We start from the raw sequence: 22,757 nt of genomic DNA, 5'->3' as shown, positions 1-22,757 counted from the left end.
GGAGGTTTCAATGCGGCCGGTTGAAGAGGGTGAGCGACTGGCTTTCCGGCTGGCGAAGGATGTATTGCAGGCGGCCGATATCACTGGGGTCAGCTTGGTGACCGCTGAAAGCTGTACCGGCGGCTACATCGCATCTCTGCTGGCAGGTGTTGAAGGTCTGAGCCATCAATATGAGGGCGGTGTTGTAGTCTATTCGGACCAAACCAAAATTGCGCTCTTGGGCATTTCACCCGAAGCCCTGTCGCGGCATGGGGCGGTCAGCCGGGAAATTGTCAGCGAGATGGCGGTGAGAATCCGTGGTCTTACCTCTGCGCAGCTCGCGCTGGCTGTGAGCGGGAATACCGGCCCTCGCGGTGAAGCAGAAAATGGGCGGGTGCATATCGCGGTCGCAGACACCAGCGGAGTACAGCATCGATATTATGAACTCGGAGATGTTGATCGGGACGAGGGCCGCTGGCTCGTAGCCATTCAGGCATTGGATATGCTGTTGCAGACATTGACGGCCACGGAACGTCAAGCGTCCCGCAGGGAGGCTGGCGTGCTCAAGCAGGACGTTGGATGAGAAGGCGGCAAGAGAATTTTACGGGCAAGGTGGTTGTCATCACGGGGGCGTCGGCAGGCGTCGGCCGCGCCACAGCGATTGCCTTTGCCCGCGCGGGTGCTCATCTGGCCCTGATGGCGCGCGACGCTCGCGCGCTGGATAAGACAAGGCAGGAGGTGGAGGCGGCGGGCGGCTCCGCACAAGTATTTCCGCTGGATGTGAGCGATGCGCATGCAGTCTCGGTGGCTGCCGCGAAATGCGAGGCCGCATTGGGGCCTATCGATATCTGGGTGAATAATGCCATGGCCACCGTTTTTTCCAAGGTAGAAGATCTGACTGCGGAGGAGGTTGAGGCAGTCACCGCAACCACGTATCTTGGGTATGTGCACGGCACGATGGCCGCTCTAAACAGTATGCGGCCGCGCGGACGCGGGCTGATTATTCAGGTTGGGTCGGCGCTGGCTTACCGGGGTATCCCATTGCAGGCGGCCTATTGTGGCGCAAAGCATGCTATCCGCGGCTTCACAGATTCCCTCAGGGCGGAATTGATTGCCGACGACTGCGGTGTACAGATTACCGCACTACATCTTCCGGCAATCAATACGCCGCAGTTTGACTGGGCCCGTTCGCATCGAAAGCGTCTGCCCCGGCCAGTGGCACCGGTTTATGAGCCGGAAGTGGCCGCAGAGGCCATTTTGCACGCCGCACGCCGGCCGGCACGGGAATATTGGCTCGGAAGCAAGACGCCGCTCCTGATCATGGCGAATACGCTCTTCCCGGCTCTGATTGATCGTCAACTGGCCGCTGAGGCTGTGACTGGTCAGGATCGTCCGCGCAGCCGTCTACCGGGCCGCAAGGACAATCTGGAATCGCCGGTTCCCGGCGGGCATGGAGTAAGGGGGGCATTTGGCAGAGAGGCAAAGCCACGCGCAATGATTGTATCGGAAACCCGGATCCGGGCAGGATGCGCCATTGGAGGTGGGCTCCTTCTGCTCGCCGCTGGGATAGGTCTCGGCCGGTACTTTCTCCAGCAGCGCTGAAAATCCTCACCCGGAATAAAATGCCGAGACGAGCCCGCGCTCGGGCCGGCAATGATCAGAGGAAGCACGGTAGATTGGTACATAGCACACCCATTGAAGACTACGCCTTGATCGGCGATTGCGAGACTGCCGCTCTGGTTGCGCGGAACGGGTCCATAGACTGGCTCTGCTGGCCGAGATTTGACTCGTCTGCCTGCTTCGCTGCCCTCCTCGGCACGCCGCAGCATGGGCGGTGGAAACTGTCGCCCGCCGCAAAGGTCGTGGAAACGCGCCGCAGATATGCAGGTGAAACTCTGATCCTTGAAACCCGCTTTGAGTGCGCGGAAGGGGCGGTCATCCTGACGGATTTCATGCCGGTACGCAGACAGCATGAGATTTCCGAAATTGTGCGGATTGTGACAGGCGTCAGGGGGAGCGTGCCGATGCGGATGGAGCTGGATATCCGCTTTGATTATGCCCGGATCCGTCCCTGGATGACCTGGGAAGAGGGGCGGATGCGTGCGGTCGCCGGGCCCCATGCTGTCTTTCTTGCTCTGCCGGATAAGCTGGAAAGGGCCGAAGAGGTTGAACGACTGGAATTCGCCGTCTCCGCGGGAGAAAGTGTGCCGTTCACCCTGTCCTATGAGGCATCCCATCTTCCGGCGCCCCGGGTCTGCGATCCGGAGGGGGCCCTCAGAGATACCCACCGGTTCTGGTCTGGCTGGGCCGAAAAATGCCGGTATGAAGGCCCCTGGCGAGAAGCGGTCATGCGCTCCCTGATCACTGTCAAAGCGCTGACTTACCGGCCGACAGGCGGCATTGTCGCGGCGCCGTCAACGTCATTGCCAGAGAAGTTCGGCGAAGAACGCAACTGGGATTACCGCTATTGCTGGCTGAGAGATGCTTCTTTCTGCCTTCTGTCGCTGATCAATGCCGGATACCGAGAGGAGGCAGAGGATTGGTGCAACTGGTTGCTGCGGGCCATCGCCTGCGACCCGGCCGGCGTGCAGCCTCTTTACGGACTGGGGGGCGAACAGCGGATATCTGAACAAACCCTCGACTGGCTCCCAGGCTACGCCGGTTCGCGTCCTGTGCGGATCGGGAACGCAGCTTACGACCAGCTCCAGATAGATGTCTTCGGGAACATTCTCGATGCGGTATACCAGGCGCGGCAGGCTGGCCTCTCCCTACATGCCGACTGGACCAGACTGATCCCGCAATTGCTGGATCATCTTGATGAGGTCTGGACTCAGCCCGATGAAGGCATCTGGGAAGTGCGTGGGCCGCCCCAGCATTTCGTGCATGCAAAGATGATGGCATGGGTTGCCTATGACCGGGCGATCCTGCTGGCGGAAGCGTTTGATCAGCCTGGGCCGGTGGCGCACTGGCGGGACCAGCGGTCGCTGATCCGTGCAGAGATAATGCAGCGTGGGTTTGACCGGGAGCGGGGTGTCTTCGTCCAGGCCTACGGGCGTCCCAGCCTGGATGCGGCGCTTTTGCTGATGCCTCTTATGGGATTCCTCTCCGCCGATGACCCGCGGATGGTGGCGACCGCAGAAGCGATTGAGCGTGAGCTTTCCCGTGCTGATCTGGTCCACCGGTATGACACAGATGAAGCCAGTGATGGTCTATCTTCAGAAGAGGGCGCCTTTCTTGCCTGCAGTTTCTGGCTGGCTGACAACAAGCTGAAACAGGGAAAGCGCGAGGCTGCTGAATCTCTCTTCAGGCGTCTCTTGTCTTTGCGTAATGATGTAGGGCTATTGGCCGAACAGTATGACAGCGAGCGAGGGGCCATGACCGGCAATTTTCCACAGGCATTCTCGCACTTCGCCATGATCGATACGGCGTTGCGGCTGTCAGGTCATGAAGAACGCTGAAGTTTCTGTGCGGCGAAAAGCAGAGCGGGTCGCTTCCGCGCCCCGGTTTGACCAAGACTGGCCCTGAAAATTTTTTTGATGTGGGCGGGGAACCGGGAACAGACTTCTGCGTTTAGTCACGCGTTTACTAAATGTTTGCATGGGGTCTTTTCAGGTTTTGCCTTACCTTTCAGGGCCTGAGCCGGGAAATCCGGTGTGGCGGAAGGGGGTGAATAGGCTGAGCCACCGGCAATTTTATTCAGGATGGACCGGTGCAGATTTTACCTAAAGACCGCAAAGAACTTGGCGCTTTAGCGGGGATCTTCGCATGCCTTGCCGGTGTCTTCATTCTGGATCTGATGACCCCGCTGGGGTTCGCTGTTTGGATTCTGTACCTTCTCCCCCTGCTGCTCGCTTTTCGCGGCAATGAGCCCACGGCGCCCGTAGTTGTGGGCGCCCTGGTGTGGGCCGCTCTGGCAACGGGTTATTATCTGGGCGCCGATGGCATCAATCCGGAGATTGCCGGGATAAACCGGCTCATGGCTGCCGTCATCGTAGCCGGCGTAGCGCTCGCCGGCCGGGCCTTGATTCTGGGCCGCAACCGCTTGAGGGATGCCGACTGGGTACAGAAGGGCGAGGTGGACATCGCCCGCGCCGTTCAGGGCGACCTGACGCCCCGCACCCTCAGTAACCAGGCACTTGAAGTGCTCGGCGCACGTCTGGGGGTCCGGGCAGCGGTCATCTATGAGTGCGGGGCGCGAGGTCTTGAGCGTGTCGCCACCTGGGGCGCCAATGCCGATGCGCTGCCCGAAGTGGTCCGGCCGGGCACGGGACATCTCTGGCGCGCCGTCAGTGAGGAGCGGTTGATCGAGATCGAGGCGACCCCTGAAACTGCGCTTGGTTGGATGTCCGGTCTGATGCAGGGCCGGGCCGCTTACAGCGCCCTGGTGCCCCTGCACGATGACAGCCAGATCAATGCGGTTCTCGAACTCGGCATGGATAGAGCCCTTACCGAGCGGGATCGCCGGATGCTGGAGCGTGTCGCCGAAAAAGTCGGCATTGCATTCCGGTCGGCGCTTTACCGGTCCCAGTTGCAGGAATTGTTGGAGGAAACCCGCCGCCAGTCTGAGGAGCTTCGCAGCCATGGCGAGGAACTCGCGGCGACCAATGAGGAGCTGGAAGAGCAGACCCAGGCGCTGAAGGAAAGCCAGCGTATGCTGGAGGAACAGCAGTCCGAACTGGAGGAACAGAACGCCCAGCTGGAAAGCCAGACGCAGGAGCTGGAAGAGCAGCGCGATGCCCTGGTCCGCTCGCGCCAGGCACTGGCCGAGCAATCGGAAACCCTGGCGCGCGAGAGCCGCTACAAATCCGAATTCGTGGCCAACATGTCGCACGAACTGCGCACCCCGCTGAACGCCCTCCTGATCATGTCGCGTCTGCTTGCCGAAAATCGCGGTGGGACGCTGACCGAGGAGCAGATCCGGTGGGCTCAGACAATAGAAAGCTCGGGAAAGGATCTCCTCGCCCTCATTAATGACATCCTAGATCTCTCGAAGATTGAAGCCGGCCGAATGGATCTCTCCGTCAACGAGGTTGATCCGCAACTGGTGGCAAGGAAGCTGGTGCGCAGCTTTGAGGCGCAGGCGAGGTCAAAAGGCATCAGCGTTACCGCAGAAGTTGCCGCCGACGCTGGTATGCTGCATACGGATGAAGTTCGCTTGGAGCAAGTGCTCCGTAATTTCCTGTCGAATGCTCTCAAATTCACCGAAAAGGGCAGGGTGACGCTCGCTGTGCGCGCCCAGGGCGGCGACATTGCATTCTCGGTGAAAGATACCGGTATCGGTATCGCGCAAACCCAGCAGGACACTATTTTTGAGGCCTTCCGGCAGGCTGACGGCACGATTTCCCGCCGCTATGGAGGCACTGGCTTGGGCCTGTCCATTTCGCGGGAACTTGCCGACCTGCTTGGCGGCACAATTACGCTGGACAGCGCACCCGGCAAGGGCAGCACCTTCACGCTGACCGTTCCGAGAAACATCGCCGCTCAGGCCAATGCGGCACCGGAAGTGGCGCCGCCGCCGCTGCGCGAAGGGATCGCGTCCGGTCCGGCCAAAGAGATATCTGATAACAATGCCCCGCTTCATGCGCTTGCTGGACTGGAAGATGACCGGGCACACATCGCCGAAGGTGACCGGATCATGCTGGCGGTGGAGGACGATCCGGCCTTTGCGCGGGTGTTGTATGAACTGGCGCATGAGCTGAAATTCAAATGTATTTGCGTTGGCCGCGCAGACGATGCGATCCGGGCCGCACGGAAATACCTGCCGCAGGCGATTGTGCTGGATGTCGGGCTCCCCGATCATTCCGGCCTGACGGTTCTGGACCAGCTGAAACGCGACGTGGCGACACGGCACATCCCCGTTCACATGGTGTCGGCTGATGACTACACCCATGAAGCGCTATCCCAGGGCGCCATCAGCTACATGCTGAAACCCGTCCAGCGCGCAGATCTGTCCCAGGCGATGCAGAAGCTGGAGCAGCGCCTCGAGCAGAGAATGCGCAGTGTGCTGATCGTCGAAGATGATGAAATTCAACTCGAAGGGCTGCAGGCGCTTCTCGGGAATGACGGTGTTGAGACCGTTGGTGCGACTACGGCCGCAGAAGCCCTTACCGCGTTCCGCGAGCGTAATTTTGACTGCATCGTCCTCGACATGACGCTGCCGGATGCTACTGGGCTCGACCTGCTCGAAAAGCTCGCCGCTGATGAAGATACAAGCTTCCCGCCCGTGATCATCTATACCGCGCGCACGCTCAGCGAGGCGGAGGAGCAACGGCTGCGCCGCTACTCCAAATCCATTATTATCAAGGGTGCAAAATCGCCGGAGCGCCTGATCGATGAAGTAACATTGTTCCTGCATCAGGTGGTGTCGGATCTGCCGGCCAAGCAGAGGGAAATGCTGGCCGCTTCGCTCAACCGGGATGCGCTGCTGGAGGGTCGCCGTATCCTTGTCGTTGAGGACGATATTCGCAATGTCTATGCGCTTACCGGCATATTTGAGCCGCATGGGGCGACTGTCCAGATAGCCCGCAACGGCCGCGAGGCGCTGGACGTCCTTGGGCGGATCGCTGATGGAGCGCAGCCGCGGGTAGACCTTGTGCTGATGGATGTGATGATGCCGGAAATGGACGGTCTCACTGCCACGCGCGAAATCCGCAAGATTGACCGGTGGAAATCCCTGCCGATTATCATGCTGACGGCCAAGGCAATGGCCGAAGACGAAAACCAGTGCCTTGCCGCCGGCGCGAATGACTATCTGCCCAAGCCGGTGGATGTCGACAGGCTTCTCTCATTGACCCGTGTGTGGATGCCCCGATGACGACTGCGGCGATTACTTCCGCATCGGTGGAAATGGTCGAACTGGACCTGTTCCTCGAAGCTCTTTTCCGGCGATACCATTACGACTTCAGGTCGTATTCGCGGGCCTCATTGCAGCGCCGGGCAGAGGTGGCCTGCATGCGCTTGAATTGCGCAACCCTGTCCGATCTGCAGCGCCGTCTTCTGCATGAGCCTGATGTGCTGCCGGAGGTGATCGACGCAATGACGGTTCAGGTCAGCGCCCTGTTTCGCGATCCTGAATTTTATCTCAGCCTGCGGCAGGATGTGATCCCCTATTTGCGCACTTTTCCCTCGATCAAGGTTTGGGTCGCGGGCTGCGCGGATGGGGAGGAGCTCTATTCGCTCGCTATCCTCTTCCGGGAAGAAGGCCTGTTCGAAAGGACCGTATTCTACGCCACGGAAATCAATCGCCGTGCGCTGGCGAAGGCGGAGACGGGTGTCTACGACATAAGCCGGATGACGGAGTTTTCCCAGAACTACCAGCAATCAGGCGGGCGTTCCTCGCTCTCGGATTACTACACTGCCGGGTATGGCCGCGCTGTGTTCGACCGGACCCTGCGCAGCCGGACGGTATTCACGGAGCATAATCTGGCGACGGATCAGGTTTTCTCCGAAGTCCATCTCGTATCCTGCCGGAATGTTCTCATCTATTTCGATCATGCGCTGCAGGAACGGGCAATTGGCCTGTTTGCGGAGTCTCTCGCGCGCGGAGGGTTCCTTGGTCTCGGCGCGCATGAGACATTGAGATTTTCCGGCCACGCACAGGCTTTCATTCCATTTGATGAGACCCAGCGCATCTGGCGCCGTTCTGCCGTTCAGGAGGTACACCATGCCCGATAAAGCCATCCGCTTCCTGATCGTAGATGATATGGTCGAAAATTTGATGGCGCTGGAAGCGCTGCTCCGCCGAGACGGGCTGGAGGTCCATCAGGCGCAGTCGGCGGCTGAGGCGCTGGAGCTTTTGCATGTCAATGACTACGCCCTGGTGCTTCTCGATGTCCACATGCCTGAAACGGACGGGTACGAACTGGCAGAACTGATGCGCGGGGCAGAGCGGACGCGTCTTGTGCCGATTATCTTCGTGACCGCTGTGGAGAAGGACGAAACACGACGTTTCAGGGGCTATGAGGCCGGCGCCGTCGATTTCATTTTCAAGCCCATTGATCCGGTTATTCTGAAATCCAAGGCAGAAGTTTTCTTCCGCATCGGCCAACAGGCCCGCGATCTTGCAAAGCAACGCGATGAAATGCGCGCCATCGCCCAGCACCGTGACCAGGCAATGGCCCGGCTAAGGGCGCATACGGATAATTCTCCGCTTGGCTTTGTCGAACTGGATGGCGGACTGGTGATACGCGGCTGGTCACAGGGGGCCGAGCGGATATTCAGCCGGCCCGCCCGCCATATGCTTGGTCAGGCCCTCAAGGCGAGCGGATGGCTTCCGGACGAAGCCACGGAAACGTTGAAAGGGTGGGTCGATGAACATAGCGACTCTGATCGCTCGCTGCGACATAGCCTCGAGGTGGTTGCGAGAACGGCTGATGGCCGTGAAGTGACCTGCGAAGTTTATGGGTCCGTGCTGATCGAGGCGGATGGACAACATCGTTCGCTGAGCCTGCAGGTGCTCGATATATCCCCGCGGCGGCAGGCCGAGGAAGTGCGCTCGCTGCTCATCGGGGAACTCAATCACCGTATCAAGAATACACTCGCCAATGTTCAGGCGATTGCGCGTCAGACCTTGCGCCAGTCCGCAGATCTTGCGGAGTTCGATCGCAGCTTTTCAGGGCGGCTTCAGGCCCTCGCGCGGGCGCACTCGATTTTGTCGGATGCAACCTGGTCCAGCGCGCCTCTGGATGATCTCATCGAAGACCATATCCGGGCCGGCACGCTGGCAGCGGATCGCCTGCGCCGCACTGGGCCAAGGGTCGAAATTTCTCCCGAGAATATGCTCCGCATGGCGCTCACCCTGCATGAGCTGACCACCAATGCCCAGAAATATGGCGCGCTCTCGGTGCCGGGTGGCGAAGTTCATCTCGACTGGAAACTGGAAGGAGAAGGGCTTGTGCTGCGCTGGCAGGAAAAGGGTGGCCCGCCCGTGACCGCGCCTGCTCGCACTGGGTTTGGTCTGACGCTGATTGCGTCCAGTGCCGGGGGCGAGGAAGGAACCGTTGCCGCTGAATGGAGCCGTGAAGGTGTCGTATGGACCATCCGTCTCCTGAGGGGTGTCTCGCCCCTTAAAGGCGTGCCGGCAGCGCCCAAGCCTTCTTCCGTCTTGGCCGTCGCGCCCGGGGAGGAGCTCGCCGGCCTCCACGTCCTGGTGGTAGAGGACGAGCCGCTGGTTGTGCTCGACCTGACACATGAAGTCGAGGAAGCCGGAGCTGAAGTGGTCGCCGTCGCAAGAACGCTTTCGGAGGCGCTCGATGCCGCCAACGGCGATGGAATAGACTTGGCCATTCTCGATGGTAATCTCCGAGGTGAGAAGGTGGACGCCGTCGCTGAACTGCTGGCACGGCGCGATATTCCGTTCTGCTTTGTGTCCGGCTATGGACCCGAGCATCTTCCGAGCGCATTCCGCTCTGTGCCAGTCATACAGAAGCCGTTCAGTTCAGCGGGCCTGCGCGCCGTCCTTCGCCGCTTGGCAAAACCCCGGCAAGCTCAGGTGGCCTGACGGACTTGCGGCACTTTGAGCGCCGGGCTGGGGCGCCAGCTAAACCGGGATTGAGGTGCGCAGATCTGCGGCCTGGAGGCGGTGTCGTCGCAATCGGGCTTCAACATAGACCCGCTTGATTTTCCTTACGGATACGTGGGTAATCAGATGGAGAAACCTGATACGTGCAGGTGCAGCCCTGTCGGCTAGACATCCGGGCAGCCCCTGTTCCTGTTGAACTGACGCCGGAGAAGGCATGACATCCGAAACTAAAAAACCACCAAGACGGTCGAAGAAGGCCGAGCAAAGAGCAGAGATGACTGAACAGATTCTCGATGCTGCCGAGTATCTGTTTTCCATCCACGGCCTGCATGGTGTCACGCTTCGGGATGTCGCCAAACGCGTTGGCGTCCACCACAGCCTGCTGAACTATTACTTCACCGACAAGCGGGAGCTGTTTGACGAGGTGTTCAAGCGGCGCGCCGAAGTGACCCGGTCGCTGCGCATGAAGGCGCTGGACGAATATGAGGCTTCATGCGGTGGAAAACCGACCGTGGAGGGCGCGCTGCGGGCGTTTCTGGATACTGACCTGGATCTCTACATCCAGGGCGGAGAAGGCTGGCAGAACTTTGCCAGCCTTGGCGCGCAGGTGGCCAATACGCCGCTCGGCGCCGAACTGTTCGACGAACATTTCGACGAACTGGTGCTGCGCCTGGTGGGCATTCTGAAGCAGGCGCTTCCGGAGTGCGATGATGTGGATATCTTCTGGGGCTATCACTTTGTCACCGGCGGATTGATGCTCACCTTGGCCCGGACCGGCCGGATTGACCGCTTGTCCGGCGGGCTGTGCAAGTCCGATGACTTCGCGGCAGTCAAAGAGCGGATGGCGCGGTTCATGGCGGCGGGCTTCATCGACATCTGCAGACAGTCGGCCGCTTCGCGCGGCTGACGGCGGTGTTGGAGCGCTCGCAAGAAGAGTGAGTTTGCCCGGTTCGAAAATAATATTCACTCACGGGTGAGTGAATATTGACAGTGCGCCCGGAATGGCGCACCAAACTCCCAAGCGCCCATCAACGAGGCGCCTCAGGGAGGATCATCATGAAGATCAGAATTCTCGCTTCCGCGAGCGCGGCGGCCGTTCTTTCCATGCTTGGAGGCGCAGGCGCCCAGGAGGCCGGGCAGGCACCAGTCCGGTCAGAAGAGCCGGAGGCGCAGCGAAGCCTCGACAAGGTTGTGGTTACGGCCACGCGGCGTGAGGAAAGCCTGCAGGATGTCCCCCTCAGCGTGACGGCCTACCAACAAGAGGCCCTGACTGAGAAGGGGATTGTCAGCTATGATGGCCTTGCCCGCGAAACGCCCGGCGTTGTGATCAACCAGCCGACTGCCAACTTCAATAACTTCACGACCCGCGGCATTGCCACCAATGGCTATGGCGCCAATCTCCAGGCAGCCACTGCCATCTACATCGATGAACTGCCGATTTCGTCGAACGGAAACTCGACCATTCTTGACCCGACACTCTATGATGTGGAGCGTGTGGAAATCCTGCGCGGTCCGCAGGGCACGCTGTTTGGCGCGAACTCGCTATCCGGTGCTGTCCGTATCCTGACAAAAAAACCCAACACCAAAGAATTCGAAGCTTCCGCGCTGGTTGATTATGGCCTGACGGACGGCGACGCGTTCCGCCAGCGGTATAACGGCATGGTCAACATCCCGCTGGCTGAAGACAAGCTGGGCCTGCGCGTTGTCGGCTTCTATCGCGACGAAGAGGGCTGGGTCGATAATATCGGCACCGGAATCGAAGGCGCCAACTCGCTGACTTCCTATGGCGGCCGCGCGATCTTGCGCTGGGAACCGACCGACGCGCTCGATATGCAGCTGATGGTTATCCATGAAAACAGCCAGCCGGATGACTCCGGGCTGACCAATCCAAACCGCGGCGAGTTTGTTCGTCTGACGGACCGGCCGGACCTTTTCCAGTCTGATTTCACCACCTACAATTTCGCGCTCGACTATGATTTCGGCTTTGCCAACCTCACCAGTTCATCGACCTACTCAAATATCGATGGGAAATTTATCGTCGACCTCGCCGGCACGTTCGGCCAGCTGATTCCGTTCGCTCTGGATGCAGTCGGCTATGATGAGACGTTCGTGCAGGAGGTGCGCCTGGCTTCGGCAGATGGCGGCAACTGGGACTGGATCATCGGCGGCTTCTATTTCAACAAGCGCCGCGACATTACCTATGACTACCGCTCGTCTCAGGAATTCCTTGATACACGCGGTCTCACCGGCTTGCCGGATGAATATTACCTCCGTTTCACCAGCTATTTCGACCAGTTCGAAACGGCAGGATTCGGCGAACTCACCTACCGCTTCTCCGATCAGTTCTGGATGACCGGCGGCGCGCGCTACACAACGACTTCCGTGCAGAGCTTCACCAATGAAGGCGGCTATAACAGCAACTATCTGGCGCTCGCCCTTGGTGGGGCCACCAATGTTCCGATTACGGTGTTTCCGGTGGCTGCCGTGGAAGGTCTGAAGGTCGAAGGTGACAAGCTCTCCTATAAGCTCAGTGCTTCCTACAAGCCTGTCGACAATGTCACAACTTACGCTTCTATTTCGACCGGCTTCCGCTCCCCGGTGGCCAACGCACGCGCTGGCGCTGTCAGTATCGTCAATCCGAATGATCTGGTCATTCCAAACGGCGCAGACTCCGACTCGCTGACAAACTATGAAGTTGGCGCGAAAGGCTACTGGCTGAACGGCAAACTGGCGGCAAATGTCGCAGCCTACTACATCGACTGGCAGGACATTCAGGTGCAGGCAAACCGCCTGTCAGACCAGGTTCAGTTCGCAACTAATATCGGCGGTGCGGTCAGCAAGGGGCTCGAGTTTGAAATCGCTGCTTATCCGGCGCAGAATTTCAGCTTCTTCCTCAACGGATCGCTGAACGATTCTGAAGTGACCGACGTGACACCGACAGAGGCCGCCATGTCGGGCGCCGAAGAAGGCATCTCGCTTTCCTTCCCAACCTTCCAGGGTTCGGCCACGGTCCGCTACGATTGGAAGATGGGGGGCAACACCGATGCGTTCGCCGCGGCAACTGCGGCTTATGTCGGCGATTTCCCGGGGATGTTCCCCAACGTACCGGGTAATCCGAACCTCGTCGCACCAACCTTCGATTATACGGATGCGTATACGGTTGTGAACCTTCAGGCCGGGATGTCGCGCGACCAGTGGAAGGCTGTTGCCTATGTCGAGAATCTGATGGACGACAGCTCCATTACCTATGTCCACCCGGAAGCTTTCCTTGACGGGCGCTATGCAAGGCTCCGTCCCCGGACGGTCGGTGTCCGCCTGAGCTATGAGTTCTGAGCCGATGCCCAGCCCAGACAGCGCGGTACAGGCCGCCTCCCCGCCCGGAACCGCTGTCCCGCCGGCCGCGCCTTATGCGCGGCCGGATGGGAAGGCCTGGTTCGTTCTCGCCATTCTGTGTTTTGTCTATGTATTGAACTTTCTGGACCGGCAGATCATTTCCATTCTTGCCAAGCCCATTCAGGATGAACTCGGCATTACAGATGGTCAGCTTGGCCGGATCACCGGCCTCTATTTTGCTCTGGTTTACTGCATCCTGGGCATCCCCGTCGCCTGGATTGCAGACCGCACGAACCGGGTGAAAGTGCTGTCGTTTGCGTGCGCCATCTGGAGCGCAGCGACGCTCTTCTGTGGCCTTGCGCGCAGCTATCCGCAGCTGGTGGTGGGCCGGCTGGCGGTCGGTGTTGGAGAGGCAGGCGGCGTGCCGCCATCCTATGCCATCATCTCGGACTATTTCCCTCCAGGACGGCGCGGAACAGCGCTGGCCCTGTTCAATTTCGGCCCTCCCATCGGCATGGCGCTCGGTGTGGCGTTCGGTGCCTCCATGGCGGCGGCATTTGACTGGCGCATCGCGTTCATCTCGCTTGGCGTGGTTGGAATAACCACCGCGCTGTTTGTGTATTTCTTCGTGCCTGAGCCTGAAAAGGGAAGGCTTGATGCCCCGCCATCAGCACCGGCCGTTGAGGCATCCGCAGGCAAAATACCTTCGGCAGGATCCGGCTTCTGGAGCACGATACGGATGTTCTTTGCACGGCCGGTTTTGATCCTCACGGCGCTGGCCAGCGGCGCTATCCAGTTTGTCACCTATGCCACGCTGAACTTCACGACGCTGTTCCTGATGCGCGAGAAGGGTATGACGCTACAGGAACTGGCGCTGTACTATTCGATCCTTCTCGGAGTCGGGGTTGCTGCCGGCATGTATGTATCTGGCTGGCTGGTCGACCGGTTTGGCCAAAAGTCAAAAGTTGCCTATGCGCTGGTGCCGGCTATCGGCCTGGCGGCGGCCATTCCCTTTTTCCTCGGTTTTGTCTGGGCGCCCGGATGGCCCCTTGCGCTGCTGTTCCTGATCGGGCCGACTTTCTTCAACTATTTCTATCTCTCGCCAGCCGTCACCCTGGTGCAGGAAGAGGTTCGCCCGGATCAACGCGTGCTGGCCGGCGCGCTGCTGCTGTTGATCATGAACCTTATCGGCCTCGGTCTTGGGCCGACCTATCTCGGCATGGCGAGTGACATGTTCAGAGTGGCAAACCCGGAAAACTCGCTCCAACTTGCATTCTACACACTGACACCGTTTTACGGTCTGGCGGTCCTCCTGTTTCTTTGGCTGGCCCACGCAATCCGGAAGGAAGAAGCGCAGAGGACAAAGCCATGAAACGCATGAATTCTATTCTTGCAGCCCTCACGGCCGTGCTTCTGGCTACTTCGTGTGCAACGCAGGCCGGCGGCGCTGTTCCTGTCATCAGCGCTCCGGCTGGCATGATAGCGGGAACCACGACGGGAGATGTCGCGGTCTACAAGGGTATTCCGTATGCGGAGGCGCCTGTCGGGGAGCACCGCTGGAAACCGCCTGTTCCAACTGCCCCCTTCGAGACGGTGTTTGCAGCCTCTGACTTCGGTCCGGCTTGCATCCAGCCTCGCCCCAGAGAAGGCAGCATATATGCCAATCCGCCCGAAACGGTCAGCGAAGACTGCCTGACACTCAACATCTGGGCGCCTGCAGAGGCCACATCTGCGCCTGTGATGGTGTGGATACACGGTGGCTCCCTCACCGCGGGCTATTCGGGTGAGCCCCTCTATGACGGAACAGCGCTGGCAGAGGCAGGCGTTGTGCTGGTGTCGATCAACTACCGGCTGGGCGTGCTGGGCTATCTTGCCCATCCGGAGCTCAGCGGCGAATCGCCTGACGGCGTGTCCGGCAATTACGGCCTGCTGGATCAGATTGAGGCGCTGCGTTGGGTCCAGCGCAATATTGCAGCCTTTGGCGGGGATCCCGCCAACGTCACGGTTGCCGGCGAGTCTGCCGGGGCGCTGAGCATAATGTACCTCATGGCGGCGCCGGATGCCCGGGGGCTTTTTCACAAGGCGATTGCCCAAAGCGCCTATCTCATTCCGACGCCTGAATTGAAGACGGCGCGATATGGTCATTTCGCGGCGGAGGATGTGGGCAGCTACATTGCCCAGGCGACTGGCGCAAACGATCTTGCCGGTCTCCGCGCACTGGACGGTGAAACTCTGACGGCTGCCGCGGCAGCAGCAGGGTATGCGCCCTGGGGCACAGTTGATGGCAGAATCCTGAAACGGCAACTCGTCGACACATTTGATGCTGGCGAGCAGGCTGGCGTGCCTATTCTTGCCGGGTTCAACAGCGGGGAAATCCGGTCCATGCGGTTCCTGATGTTGCCCGTGCCGGAAAGCGGAGAGGCTTATGAAGAGGCCATCCGAGAGCGGTATGGGGATTTGGCCGATGAGTATCTTCGGCTTTATCCGTCCTCTGATCTTGTAGAGGCAGCTCTCGCGGCGCCGCGCGATGCGCTCTACGGCTGGACGGCAACGCGGCTGGTGCGGGATCAGGCCGCGCTTGGCGAAGCGGCCTATCTCTATCATTTCGATCATGACTATCCGGCCGCCTCGACGCTGGATCTGAAGGGGTTCCATGCCGCCGAGATCCCCTATGCGTTTGGAAATCTCCGGAAGACGCCGCGTTTCTGGCCCGAAATACCAGAAACTGCAGAAGAGCAGGCGCTTTCCGATGTCATGCTCGGCTATTGGGTTTCATTCGCGCGGGATGGCCGGCCTGCGGTGACTGGCACTCCGGAATGGCGCCCCTTTGCGCCTGGCAAAGCGTATATGAGCTTTGCCGGAACGCCCCGGCCGGCCAGCGATCTCGATCCCGGCATGTTCGATCTGCATGAGACAGTCATGTGTCGGCAGCGCGCGGAGGGTTTACAGCTCTGGAGTTGGAATATCGGCGTGAAGGCACCTGTCATCCCGCCCGCAGGAAATGACTGCCCATGAATGTAGACAGTATGCAGGCCTATGACCTGACCCTCGATAAATTCCTCAGCCATGCCGCCAAATGGCATCCGGATGCGGAGCTTGTCACGGCTGGGGATGTGCTGGGCGCGGCGAGTGACAGGGCAGGCTATGCGGCGCTGGAATCTCGGTGCCGGGCAGTTTCGGGCCTCTTGTCTCGCTTGGGCGTGAAGCCTGAAGATCGTGTGGCGACGCTTGCCTGGAACACTCGCGCGCATGTCGAGGCATGGTACGGTATTATGGGAATGGGGGCAGTATGCCACACGCTGAACCCACGTCTGACGGCCGAACATCTTGCCGCGATGGTGACCCAGTCTGAAGCGCAGATACTGATCGTGGACGGTGATCTTGTGCCCTTGGCTCGCCAGGTGGCCGAGCAGGTGCCTGGGATCAGGCAGATACTGGTCACCAATACGCCTGAGGCGGAGAAAAGCCCGGAAGCAGGCCTTTCGACGGTCGCGTCATTGGAGACGCTGCTGGCCGAAGGAGCGAACGCGCCGGTGGTCTGGGGGGGATTTCCCGAAACGGCGCTCTCGGGCCTCTGCTTTACCTCCGGCACAACTGGCGCGCCCAAAGGCGTCGCCTACACCCATCGTTCCAGCTATCTCCATACGCTCCGTGTCCTGCAGGCCGATGTCATGGCGATTACGGCGCAAGATGCCGTGCTGGCCGTGGTTCCGATGTTTCATGCCAATGCCTGGGGGCTTCCTTTTGCGGCCCCTGCGGTGGGCGCCAAGCTCGTCCTGCCGGGGCGGCGCAGTGATGGTGCCAGCCTGGCCCGGCTTATCAGCGAAGAGAACGTAACCATCGCTGTCGGCGTGCCCACCGTCTGGCTGGGGTTGATCGATTATCTGGATGAAACAGGTCTGCGGCTGCCCTCCCTGAAGCGTATCATTGTGGGCGGCGCGCCCATGCCGCCCGCGCTGATGCAGCGGCTGGAGGAAGGACTTGGCATCATCGTGCAGACAAGTTGGGGGATGACGGAGCTTTCTCCGCTCGGCGTGATCATGCCGCCAGATGCGCCTATGCGCTCCCCCGAGTTCTCTGGCCGCCCTGCCATCGGCATGGATCTCCTCATTACCGATGCCAGCGGAAAACCCCTACCACTGCAACGCGGCGCCGAGGGACATCTCAAAGTGCGTGGTCCATCCGTGGTCGAGCGGTATCTTGGGCAGGATCAGTCTGCTGCTGGTGATGATGGATGGTTCCCAACCGGCGATCTGGCACGGATCGACGAAGACGGACATCTTATCATCACCGGGCGCGCCAAGGATCTCATAAAATCTGGCGGGGAGTGGATAAACCCGGCTGAAATAGAAGCAATCATCAGCGCATTGCCGGAAGTGTCGCTCGCCGCTGTGATTGGCCAGCCGCATCCCAAATGGGGCGAGCGTCCGCATCTGATCGTCGAACTCCGCAACGATAAGGAGATAGATGATGATACTCTTCTGGCGCCGCTCGAAGGAAAAGTGGCAAGCTGGTGGATTCCTGATACCGTGATCCGCCTGCCTGCAATGCCACTGGCTGCCACAGGCAAGATCGACAAACAAAAGCTCAGGGCTGATTTCGGAGTCTTACAGGCTGACCTTCCGTGAGCAAAAGGAAACTGGCCGATGAAATTCATCTCCTGTCTGGCATCCGCCGCCCTAATGCTGGCAGCCTGCACGACCAGCCCGGCCGGTCTCAAGGGTAACCCGCTTCCGGAAACCCTTCCGGGCTGCTCTCAGGCGATTGCTTACTCGCAATCCCACCGAGGCCTTTCCGTCCTTGTGCTGCAAAACGGAGATGTCGTCTGCAGCACGGGAGGGGCGAGCATTGAAACGCCATATGAGCTCTGGTCCGGAACGAAGAGTTTCGTGGGCGTCATGGCGGCTGCCGCCGTTCAGGACGAGTTGCTGTCCCTGGATGAACTCGCCGCAGACACATTGCCGGAATGGGCCGATGACCCGGTTAAATCTCGCGTCACGCTGCGACAAATCCTCTGGATGGTGGAGGGTCAGCCCAGCGAGATCGGGAATCCGCCAGGGTATGCCGGCGCGGTCGACGTTGGCTTCAACGCGGCGCCCGGGGAGCGGTTCCAGTATGGCCCTGTGCCCATGCAGCTTTTCGGCGAGATCATGCGCCGCAAGCTTCTTGCCGCGGGGCTGGACGCAGATCCGCTTGCCTATTTTGACCGGCGTATTCTTGGCCCCCTGGGCATAACCGGCTATCGCTGGCGGCAAGGCACAGATGGATATCCACTGATGCCCCAAGGCGCGCTGATGTCCGCGCGTGAATGGTCCGTGTTCGGTGAGTTCGTTCTTCGCGGCGGCTATAGCCCGGATGGGACGCTGCTCGTTGCCCCGGATGCTTTCGCCGAAATGTTCGAGGGAAGCGAAACGAACCCGGCCTATGGCTTGACCTGGTGGTTGGCCCGTCCGTCGTCATCTCCTGATCCGGTAACGCGTGGGTCTGACCTCCGCCAGAACCTTGACCGGTTTCCGCCTGATCTTGTCCTCGCTTCGGGGGCGGGCGGACAGCGTCTTTATCTCATCCCCTCGCGCGGCCTGGTGGTCGTGCGGCAGGCGGACCTTGACTTTGAAGCGCTCCGGGCCGGGCGGGGATCAGACTGGAAGGACACAGAGTTTCTGAGCCTGTTGCTGGGCGATACCGAGACGCCGAGGCCACCCCCAAACGTCGCCGAAATGATGACGCAGGCCCGGTCGCCCGATGGCCATTTCATCAGCTGGCGCGAACATCTGATTGATGCGGAAGATGTGAATGGCGGTGTGGCCATTCGCGGCGGCGACGGGGTTGCGATGGCTGACCTGGATCGTGACGGAAAGGCAGACATCGTGTCGGTGCATGAGGATTCCGGACATATCCGCATCGCTTTTGCTGGCACGGGTCCGCAGGACTGGCATCTGGTAACGCTGGGCGAAGGCGCCATGGTCGCCGCCGTGGAGGATGTCGCAATCGGCGATCTGAACGGGGATGGCTGGCCCGACATCATGGCGGCGTGCGAAGAAGGCCACCTCATCTATTTCGAAAATCCCGGGCCGCAGGCGCGCTCATTGGCCTGGTCGTCAATCATCCCGGAGGTGACCACGGGACGAGGCTCCTGGCTGCGCGTGTTCCTGGCTGACCTGAACGGAGATGGCCAGCTTGACGTTACCGCAGCAAACAAGGGTGGCACGAATATAATCGCTCCTGAAGACCAGGAGCGCATCAAAAGCACTACCTCATTGTTCCTGCTGGACGGGCCGCCTCTGGATCAGAGCTCCTGGCGCGAGCAGGTTCTCCTCAGCGATGAAATCGCCAACACCGCCCAGCCTGTAGATGTCGATGGGGACGGCGATCTGGATGTGCTCGCTGCAGCCCGGAACAGGCAGGAAATGTTCATCCTGGAGAACCGGTCGGTGCGTGCCGATGGCACCCTTGATATGACCGTGCACAGAATTAATATCAGAGCTGCATTTGGCGTTCCGAGCGGGTGGGAGGCGCGTGCCAATGCCTTTCAGTCCGACTGGGCCGACCTTGACGGTGATGGCCGGCTGGATCTGGTCGTGAATGTCCTTGAGACGGCGCCAGACACACCGGTGCACATAGGGCTGGCGTGGCTGAAACAACCTGAATCCCTCGGCCAGCCCTGGGGCATGCGCCGTATCGGGGACGTGATGCCGGACTGGATAGCCGGTCTCACCTTGGCGGACATTGATGGCGATGGATACCTGGATGTGATCGCGGGCGGATATTCGGGGCTGAACATTCTGGCGGGCACATTCTCCGGTGCTCCCCGGCTGATGGATGATCCTGAGGCGACACCCTCGGATACGCTTGGACGGATGGCCTGGTTCCAGAATCCGGGGGCGGAGGAGGGCGCCTGGACACGGCATGACATCTCCCGCCGGGTGCGCGGCATGTATGACGCATGGATAGCCGTCGATATGGATGGAGACGGGGATCTGGACTTTGTGTCGACACGCGGCAATAGCGGCGCGCTGGATGGCGTGTTCTGGATAGAGCAGATGCGTAGTCCTGCGCCGGCCCGGAGTTACATACCGGCCCGGCCTGTGGACAGCCAGGAAATGTCCCTGCCGCCAGAGGATTGGCTGACGCAGTACCGGCGCGGTCAAACATACAGGCCAGCAGACAATACGGACTGATCAGATCAGGCGCCGGCGTACCTGGCTGGCGAACGCATCCAGGGCGAGCACCGTGGCGAATATTACCAGAAGGATGGTTCCCACATGCCCATATTGCAGCATGTCAAACCTTCCCTTCAGCTCCTGTCCGACGCCGCCTGCTCCAACAATTCCAATAACTGTCGCCATACGGATATTCCGGTCCACCACATAAAGCGTAAGCGCCACGAATGAGGGAACGACGTTTGGCAGGACTGCAAGGCGGAGCACGGTCAGTCGGCTTGCGCCGAGTGCGGCCAGCGCTTCCTGTGGGCGTACATCTGCGGTCTCCACATCATCTGCATAGAACTTTCCAAGAAATCCGATGCTGTGAAGGGTGAGGGCAAGAATGCCCGCCACAGGGCCGAAGCCGAACAGAAGCACCAGAAACAGCGCGCTCACGAGTTCCGGTATGGTCCGCAAAAGCGAAACAAGGGAGCGTGCAGCCGTGCGGACTATGGGGTGCGGTGTAAAGTTCCGTGCGGCGAGCGGTATCAGGCAGAGGCTGGCAAGCATCGCGAAAAGGCTCGCCCAGATTGCCATCTCTATTGATTGGAGCATCTTTCCGCAGACATAGAGCAGATAACCAAATGGCTGCACCAGATATCGCTCTGTAATCTCGCGCGTTTCGATCTCGAGGGTTTCAGGGTTCAGCGCCGTTTCGTGCCGCGTCACCTCTTCAATGCGCGAGGGCCAGGCGCGCGTTTCACTGCCCGCTTCCAGAGGCGTTCGCTCGTCCATCACCAGCGGGAACATCTTATCTTCGATCGAGGCGAGCCCGCGCCCGATCTGGGAGCTGTCAGACCCCGTGCCGATATTGGCTGCAAACTCCTGCACATTGCGTACAAAGACTTTCAGTTCCACGCGCGGCGCCGACCATACAAGAAACGCAAAGCAGGCCAGAACGGCCAGCAGTGTCCGGCTGCCGTAGACCGGCTTTAACCGCCACGCCTCAGGCGGGCGAAGATCGCCAGCAGCATTCCGCGTCATGCTGTAACGCTCCGTTTAAGGATCGGTTCGGGTGTGTGGGGGCTATCGGAAAGTGCGTGCGGAGCGCCGTCAAACTCTTTGTGCCCGGCCTTGATAACCAAAATCCGGTCTGCAAATTCACGTGCCAGGTCCGTCTGGTGCAGCGAGCAGAGCACCGCGGCGCCGCGCTCCTTCGCCGTTCGCCGTAAAAGGGCGATGATGTCGCGTGAAGTTGCCGGATCGAGACTTGCGACGGGTTCATCCGCCAGGATGATGGCGGGCCTTCCCATCAATGCCCTCGCAATGCCCACACGCTGCCGCTGGCCGCCGGAAAGCTCCCGCGCCCGGCGGTTTACATGGCTCTCGTCAAGCCCCACTTCGGCCAGAAGGCGGCATGCTTCGGCTTTCACAGCCGGGGGATAGAGACGCAGCATCAGCCGCCAGAGCGGCAGTTCGCCTGCCAGGCCGGCCATGACATTCTGGACGGCGCTTAACCGGTCGATCAGCCCATGGTCCTGATGCACCATTCCCAGTTTACGCTGAATCTGCCGGCGTGTGACCGAGGTAAGCTGGATGCCCTGCAATGTGATCTGCCCGGAAGAGGCGGGCACCAACCCGGAAATTACCCGCAACAGGGTCGATTTCCCCGAGCCTGACGGGCCAAGAATGACGCAGAACTCACCCGCACGGAGGTCCAGATCAATCCCCTGAAGCGCAATTATGCCGTTATAGGCTGCGCTTACGCCCGAAAGACTAAGTATGGCCGGGCTCAGGCTGGGGCCGGTGTTTCGCGCGTCCGTCACCGGTAAGTGCCCGCGCGCCGCACCAAGGCGGCCGTAAACGCGCTATCCACACCTGCTACGGGGCGAAAGGCGGTTTCAAAGTCATCGTCCGTGATCGTAATATCGTACCGGTCGACCCGCTTTCCGCCATATCCGCGAATATCATCGGCAGATATGCCGGGTTGTTCATGCAGAGCGCCAAGGGCGGCGCGCAGTCTGGACTTTACGGCTGGCGGCAGCGCTTGGGCCGACACCATCGGAGGGTTGGGAATAGGGGCCGAGCGTCCCACGATCCGAAAGCGGGATGCATCAATCGCGCCCGAATTTGCTGCGCGTTCGAACGATACGAACGACGCAGCGGCGCCGTCCACCAGGCCGTTGTCCAGGGCAACAAGTCCGCTGGTGTGGCTATCCCCGATGCGCACCTGAGAGAGATCCTTCCGCGGATCAATGCCTGCGTCCAGAAGTATGCCGATGGGAAAAACAAAGCTGCTTGCCGATTGCGGTGGGCCGAACGCCACAGACCGCCCGCGCAGATCCTGCGCGCTGGAAATGCCGCTGTCTTTCAGCGCAAAAATTCCCGCAAAATAGGTCGCGCTGCCATTGGTGGATTCCACGGCCAGCAACTCGGCGCATCCGCGATCACGGGCCTCGCGATAGGATGTCGGGCCAAGCCAGGCGACGTCCGCAAGTCCCGTGCACACTGCTTCGATGGCCGCCGCATAGCTCTGGCCAACGCGCACACGGAAGTGCAGGCCGCTTGTCTTGGTCAGCGCATTGAACAAGGGCAGGAAATCCGCCCGGGTGCCGTCTTCCGTGCCGCCATCCGCCGGGATCAGGATGACCTCCAGAGGTTGGCGGACGCTGCCGTCCCTCGCTTGGGCCAGCGCGGGGAGCGTCCCCCACATCCAGATGAATAGCAAAGCCGCAATGATGCGCATGGCTAACCCCTTTTTACGTCCGCCCGCAGGCTAGCGG

General features: G+C 60.3%; 15 protein-coding genes. 12 read left to right on the top strand and 3 right to left on the bottom strand.

Features of this window, described 5'->3' with window-relative positions:
• Positions 1-10: 10 nt before the first annotated feature.
• The 12 genes from BBF93_RS10685 (at position 11) to BBF93_RS10630 (ending at position 20,010) form a co-directional block, all read left to right on the top strand.
• Positions 11-562, top strand: a complete 552-nt coding sequence (locus tag BBF93_RS10685) for a CinA family protein (protein ID WP_114105882.1) — start codon at positions 11-13, stop codon at positions 560-562.
• Entirely contained in the window at positions 559-1,581 is a 1,023-nt protein-coding gene (locus tag BBF93_RS10680) for an SDR family oxidoreductase (RefSeq protein ID WP_114105881.1), read from the top strand. Before BBF93_RS10685 ends, BBF93_RS10680 begins: the two co-directional genes overlap by 4 nt.
• 74 nt (positions 1,582-1,655) lie before the next feature.
• Entirely contained in the window at positions 1,656-3,437 is a 1,782-nt protein-coding gene (locus BBF93_RS10675; RefSeq protein ID WP_233349087.1) for a glycoside hydrolase family 15 protein, read from the top strand.
• 338 nt (positions 3,438-3,775) lie between these two features.
• Positions 3,776-6,793 carry a response regulator gene (locus BBF93_RS10670; RefSeq protein ID WP_114107058.1) on the top strand — a complete coding sequence of 1,006 codons (3,018 nt, stop codon included), beginning with the start codon at positions 3,776-3,778 and terminating at the stop codon, positions 6,791-6,793.
• The gene (locus BBF93_RS10665; protein ID WP_114105879.1) at positions 6,790-7,653 is read left to right on the top strand and encodes a protein-glutamate O-methyltransferase CheR; all 864 of its coding nucleotides are present in this window, start codon (positions 6,790-6,792) and stop codon (positions 7,651-7,653) included. Before BBF93_RS10670 ends, BBF93_RS10665 begins: the two co-directional genes overlap by 4 nt.
• On the top strand, positions 7,643-9,478 hold the full coding sequence (locus BBF93_RS10660; RefSeq protein ID WP_114105878.1) for a response regulator: 1,836 nt from the start codon (positions 7,643-7,645) through the stop codon (positions 9,476-9,478). The genes BBF93_RS10665 and BBF93_RS10660 overlap by 11 nt, the downstream gene beginning before the upstream one ends.
• Positions 9,479-9,773: 295 nt before the next feature.
• Positions 9,774-10,406, top strand: coding sequence for a TetR/AcrR family transcriptional regulator (locus tag BBF93_RS10655; RefSeq protein ID WP_206742117.1), 633 nt, complete (start codon positions 9,774-9,776; stop codon positions 10,404-10,406).
• A 149-nt stretch (positions 10,407-10,555) separates the two neighbouring features.
• The gene (locus BBF93_RS10650) at positions 10,556-12,832 is read left to right on the top strand and encodes a TonB-dependent receptor (RefSeq protein ID WP_114105877.1); all 2,277 of its coding nucleotides are present in this window, start codon (positions 10,556-10,558) and stop codon (positions 12,830-12,832) included.
• Between the two features lie 4 nt (positions 12,833-12,836).
• Positions 12,837-14,204, top strand: coding sequence for an MFS transporter (locus tag BBF93_RS10645; protein WP_114107057.1), 1,368 nt, complete (start codon positions 12,837-12,839; stop codon positions 14,202-14,204).
• Complete coding sequence (locus tag BBF93_RS10640; RefSeq protein ID WP_114105876.1) at positions 14,201-15,847, top strand: carboxylesterase/lipase family protein; 1,647 nt, start codon at positions 14,201-14,203, stop codon at positions 15,845-15,847. The genes BBF93_RS10645 and BBF93_RS10640 overlap by 4 nt, the downstream gene beginning before the upstream one ends.
• Positions 15,844-17,460 carry an AMP-binding protein gene (locus BBF93_RS10635; protein ID WP_114105875.1) on the top strand — a complete coding sequence of 539 codons (1,617 nt, stop codon included), beginning with the start codon at positions 15,844-15,846 and terminating at the stop codon, positions 17,458-17,460. Before BBF93_RS10640 ends, BBF93_RS10635 begins: the two co-directional genes overlap by 4 nt.
• Before the next feature lie 18 nt (positions 17,461-17,478).
• Positions 17,479-20,010, top strand: coding sequence for an FG-GAP-like repeat-containing protein (locus BBF93_RS10630; RefSeq protein WP_114105874.1), 2,532 nt, complete (start codon positions 17,479-17,481; stop codon positions 20,008-20,010).
• Here the strand turns inward: BBF93_RS10630 and phnE are convergent, their stop codons facing one another.
• The 3 genes from phnE to BBF93_RS10615 are packed head-to-tail and all read right to left on the bottom strand — an operon-like array spanning position 20,011 to position 22,720.
• Positions 20,011-21,018, bottom strand: coding sequence for a phosphonate ABC transporter, permease protein PhnE (gene phnE, locus BBF93_RS10625; RefSeq protein WP_114105873.1), 1,008 nt, complete (start codon positions 21,016-21,018; stop codon positions 20,011-20,013). It abuts the gene before it with no gap.
• On the bottom strand, positions 21,015-21,800 hold the full coding sequence (locus BBF93_RS10620) for a phosphonate ABC transporter ATP-binding protein (protein ID WP_051612238.1): 786 nt from the start codon (positions 21,798-21,800) through the stop codon (positions 21,015-21,017). The genes phnE and BBF93_RS10620 overlap by 4 nt, the downstream gene beginning before the upstream one ends.
• Entirely contained in the window at positions 21,797-22,720 is a 924-nt protein-coding gene (locus BBF93_RS10615; RefSeq protein ID WP_114105872.1) for a phosphate/phosphite/phosphonate ABC transporter substrate-binding protein, read from the bottom strand. The genes BBF93_RS10620 and BBF93_RS10615 overlap by 4 nt, the downstream gene beginning before the upstream one ends.
• Positions 22,721-22,757: the final 37 nt, after the last annotated feature.

This window comes from Hyphomonas sp. CACIAM 19H1, assembly GCF_003325995.1.
Lineage (GTDB): Bacteria > Pseudomonadota > Alphaproteobacteria > Caulobacterales > Hyphomonadaceae > Hyphomonas > Hyphomonas polymorpha.
The sequence above is the reverse complement of the archived record's forward strand: the minus strand, read 5'-3'. Positions and strand labels throughout refer to the sequence as shown.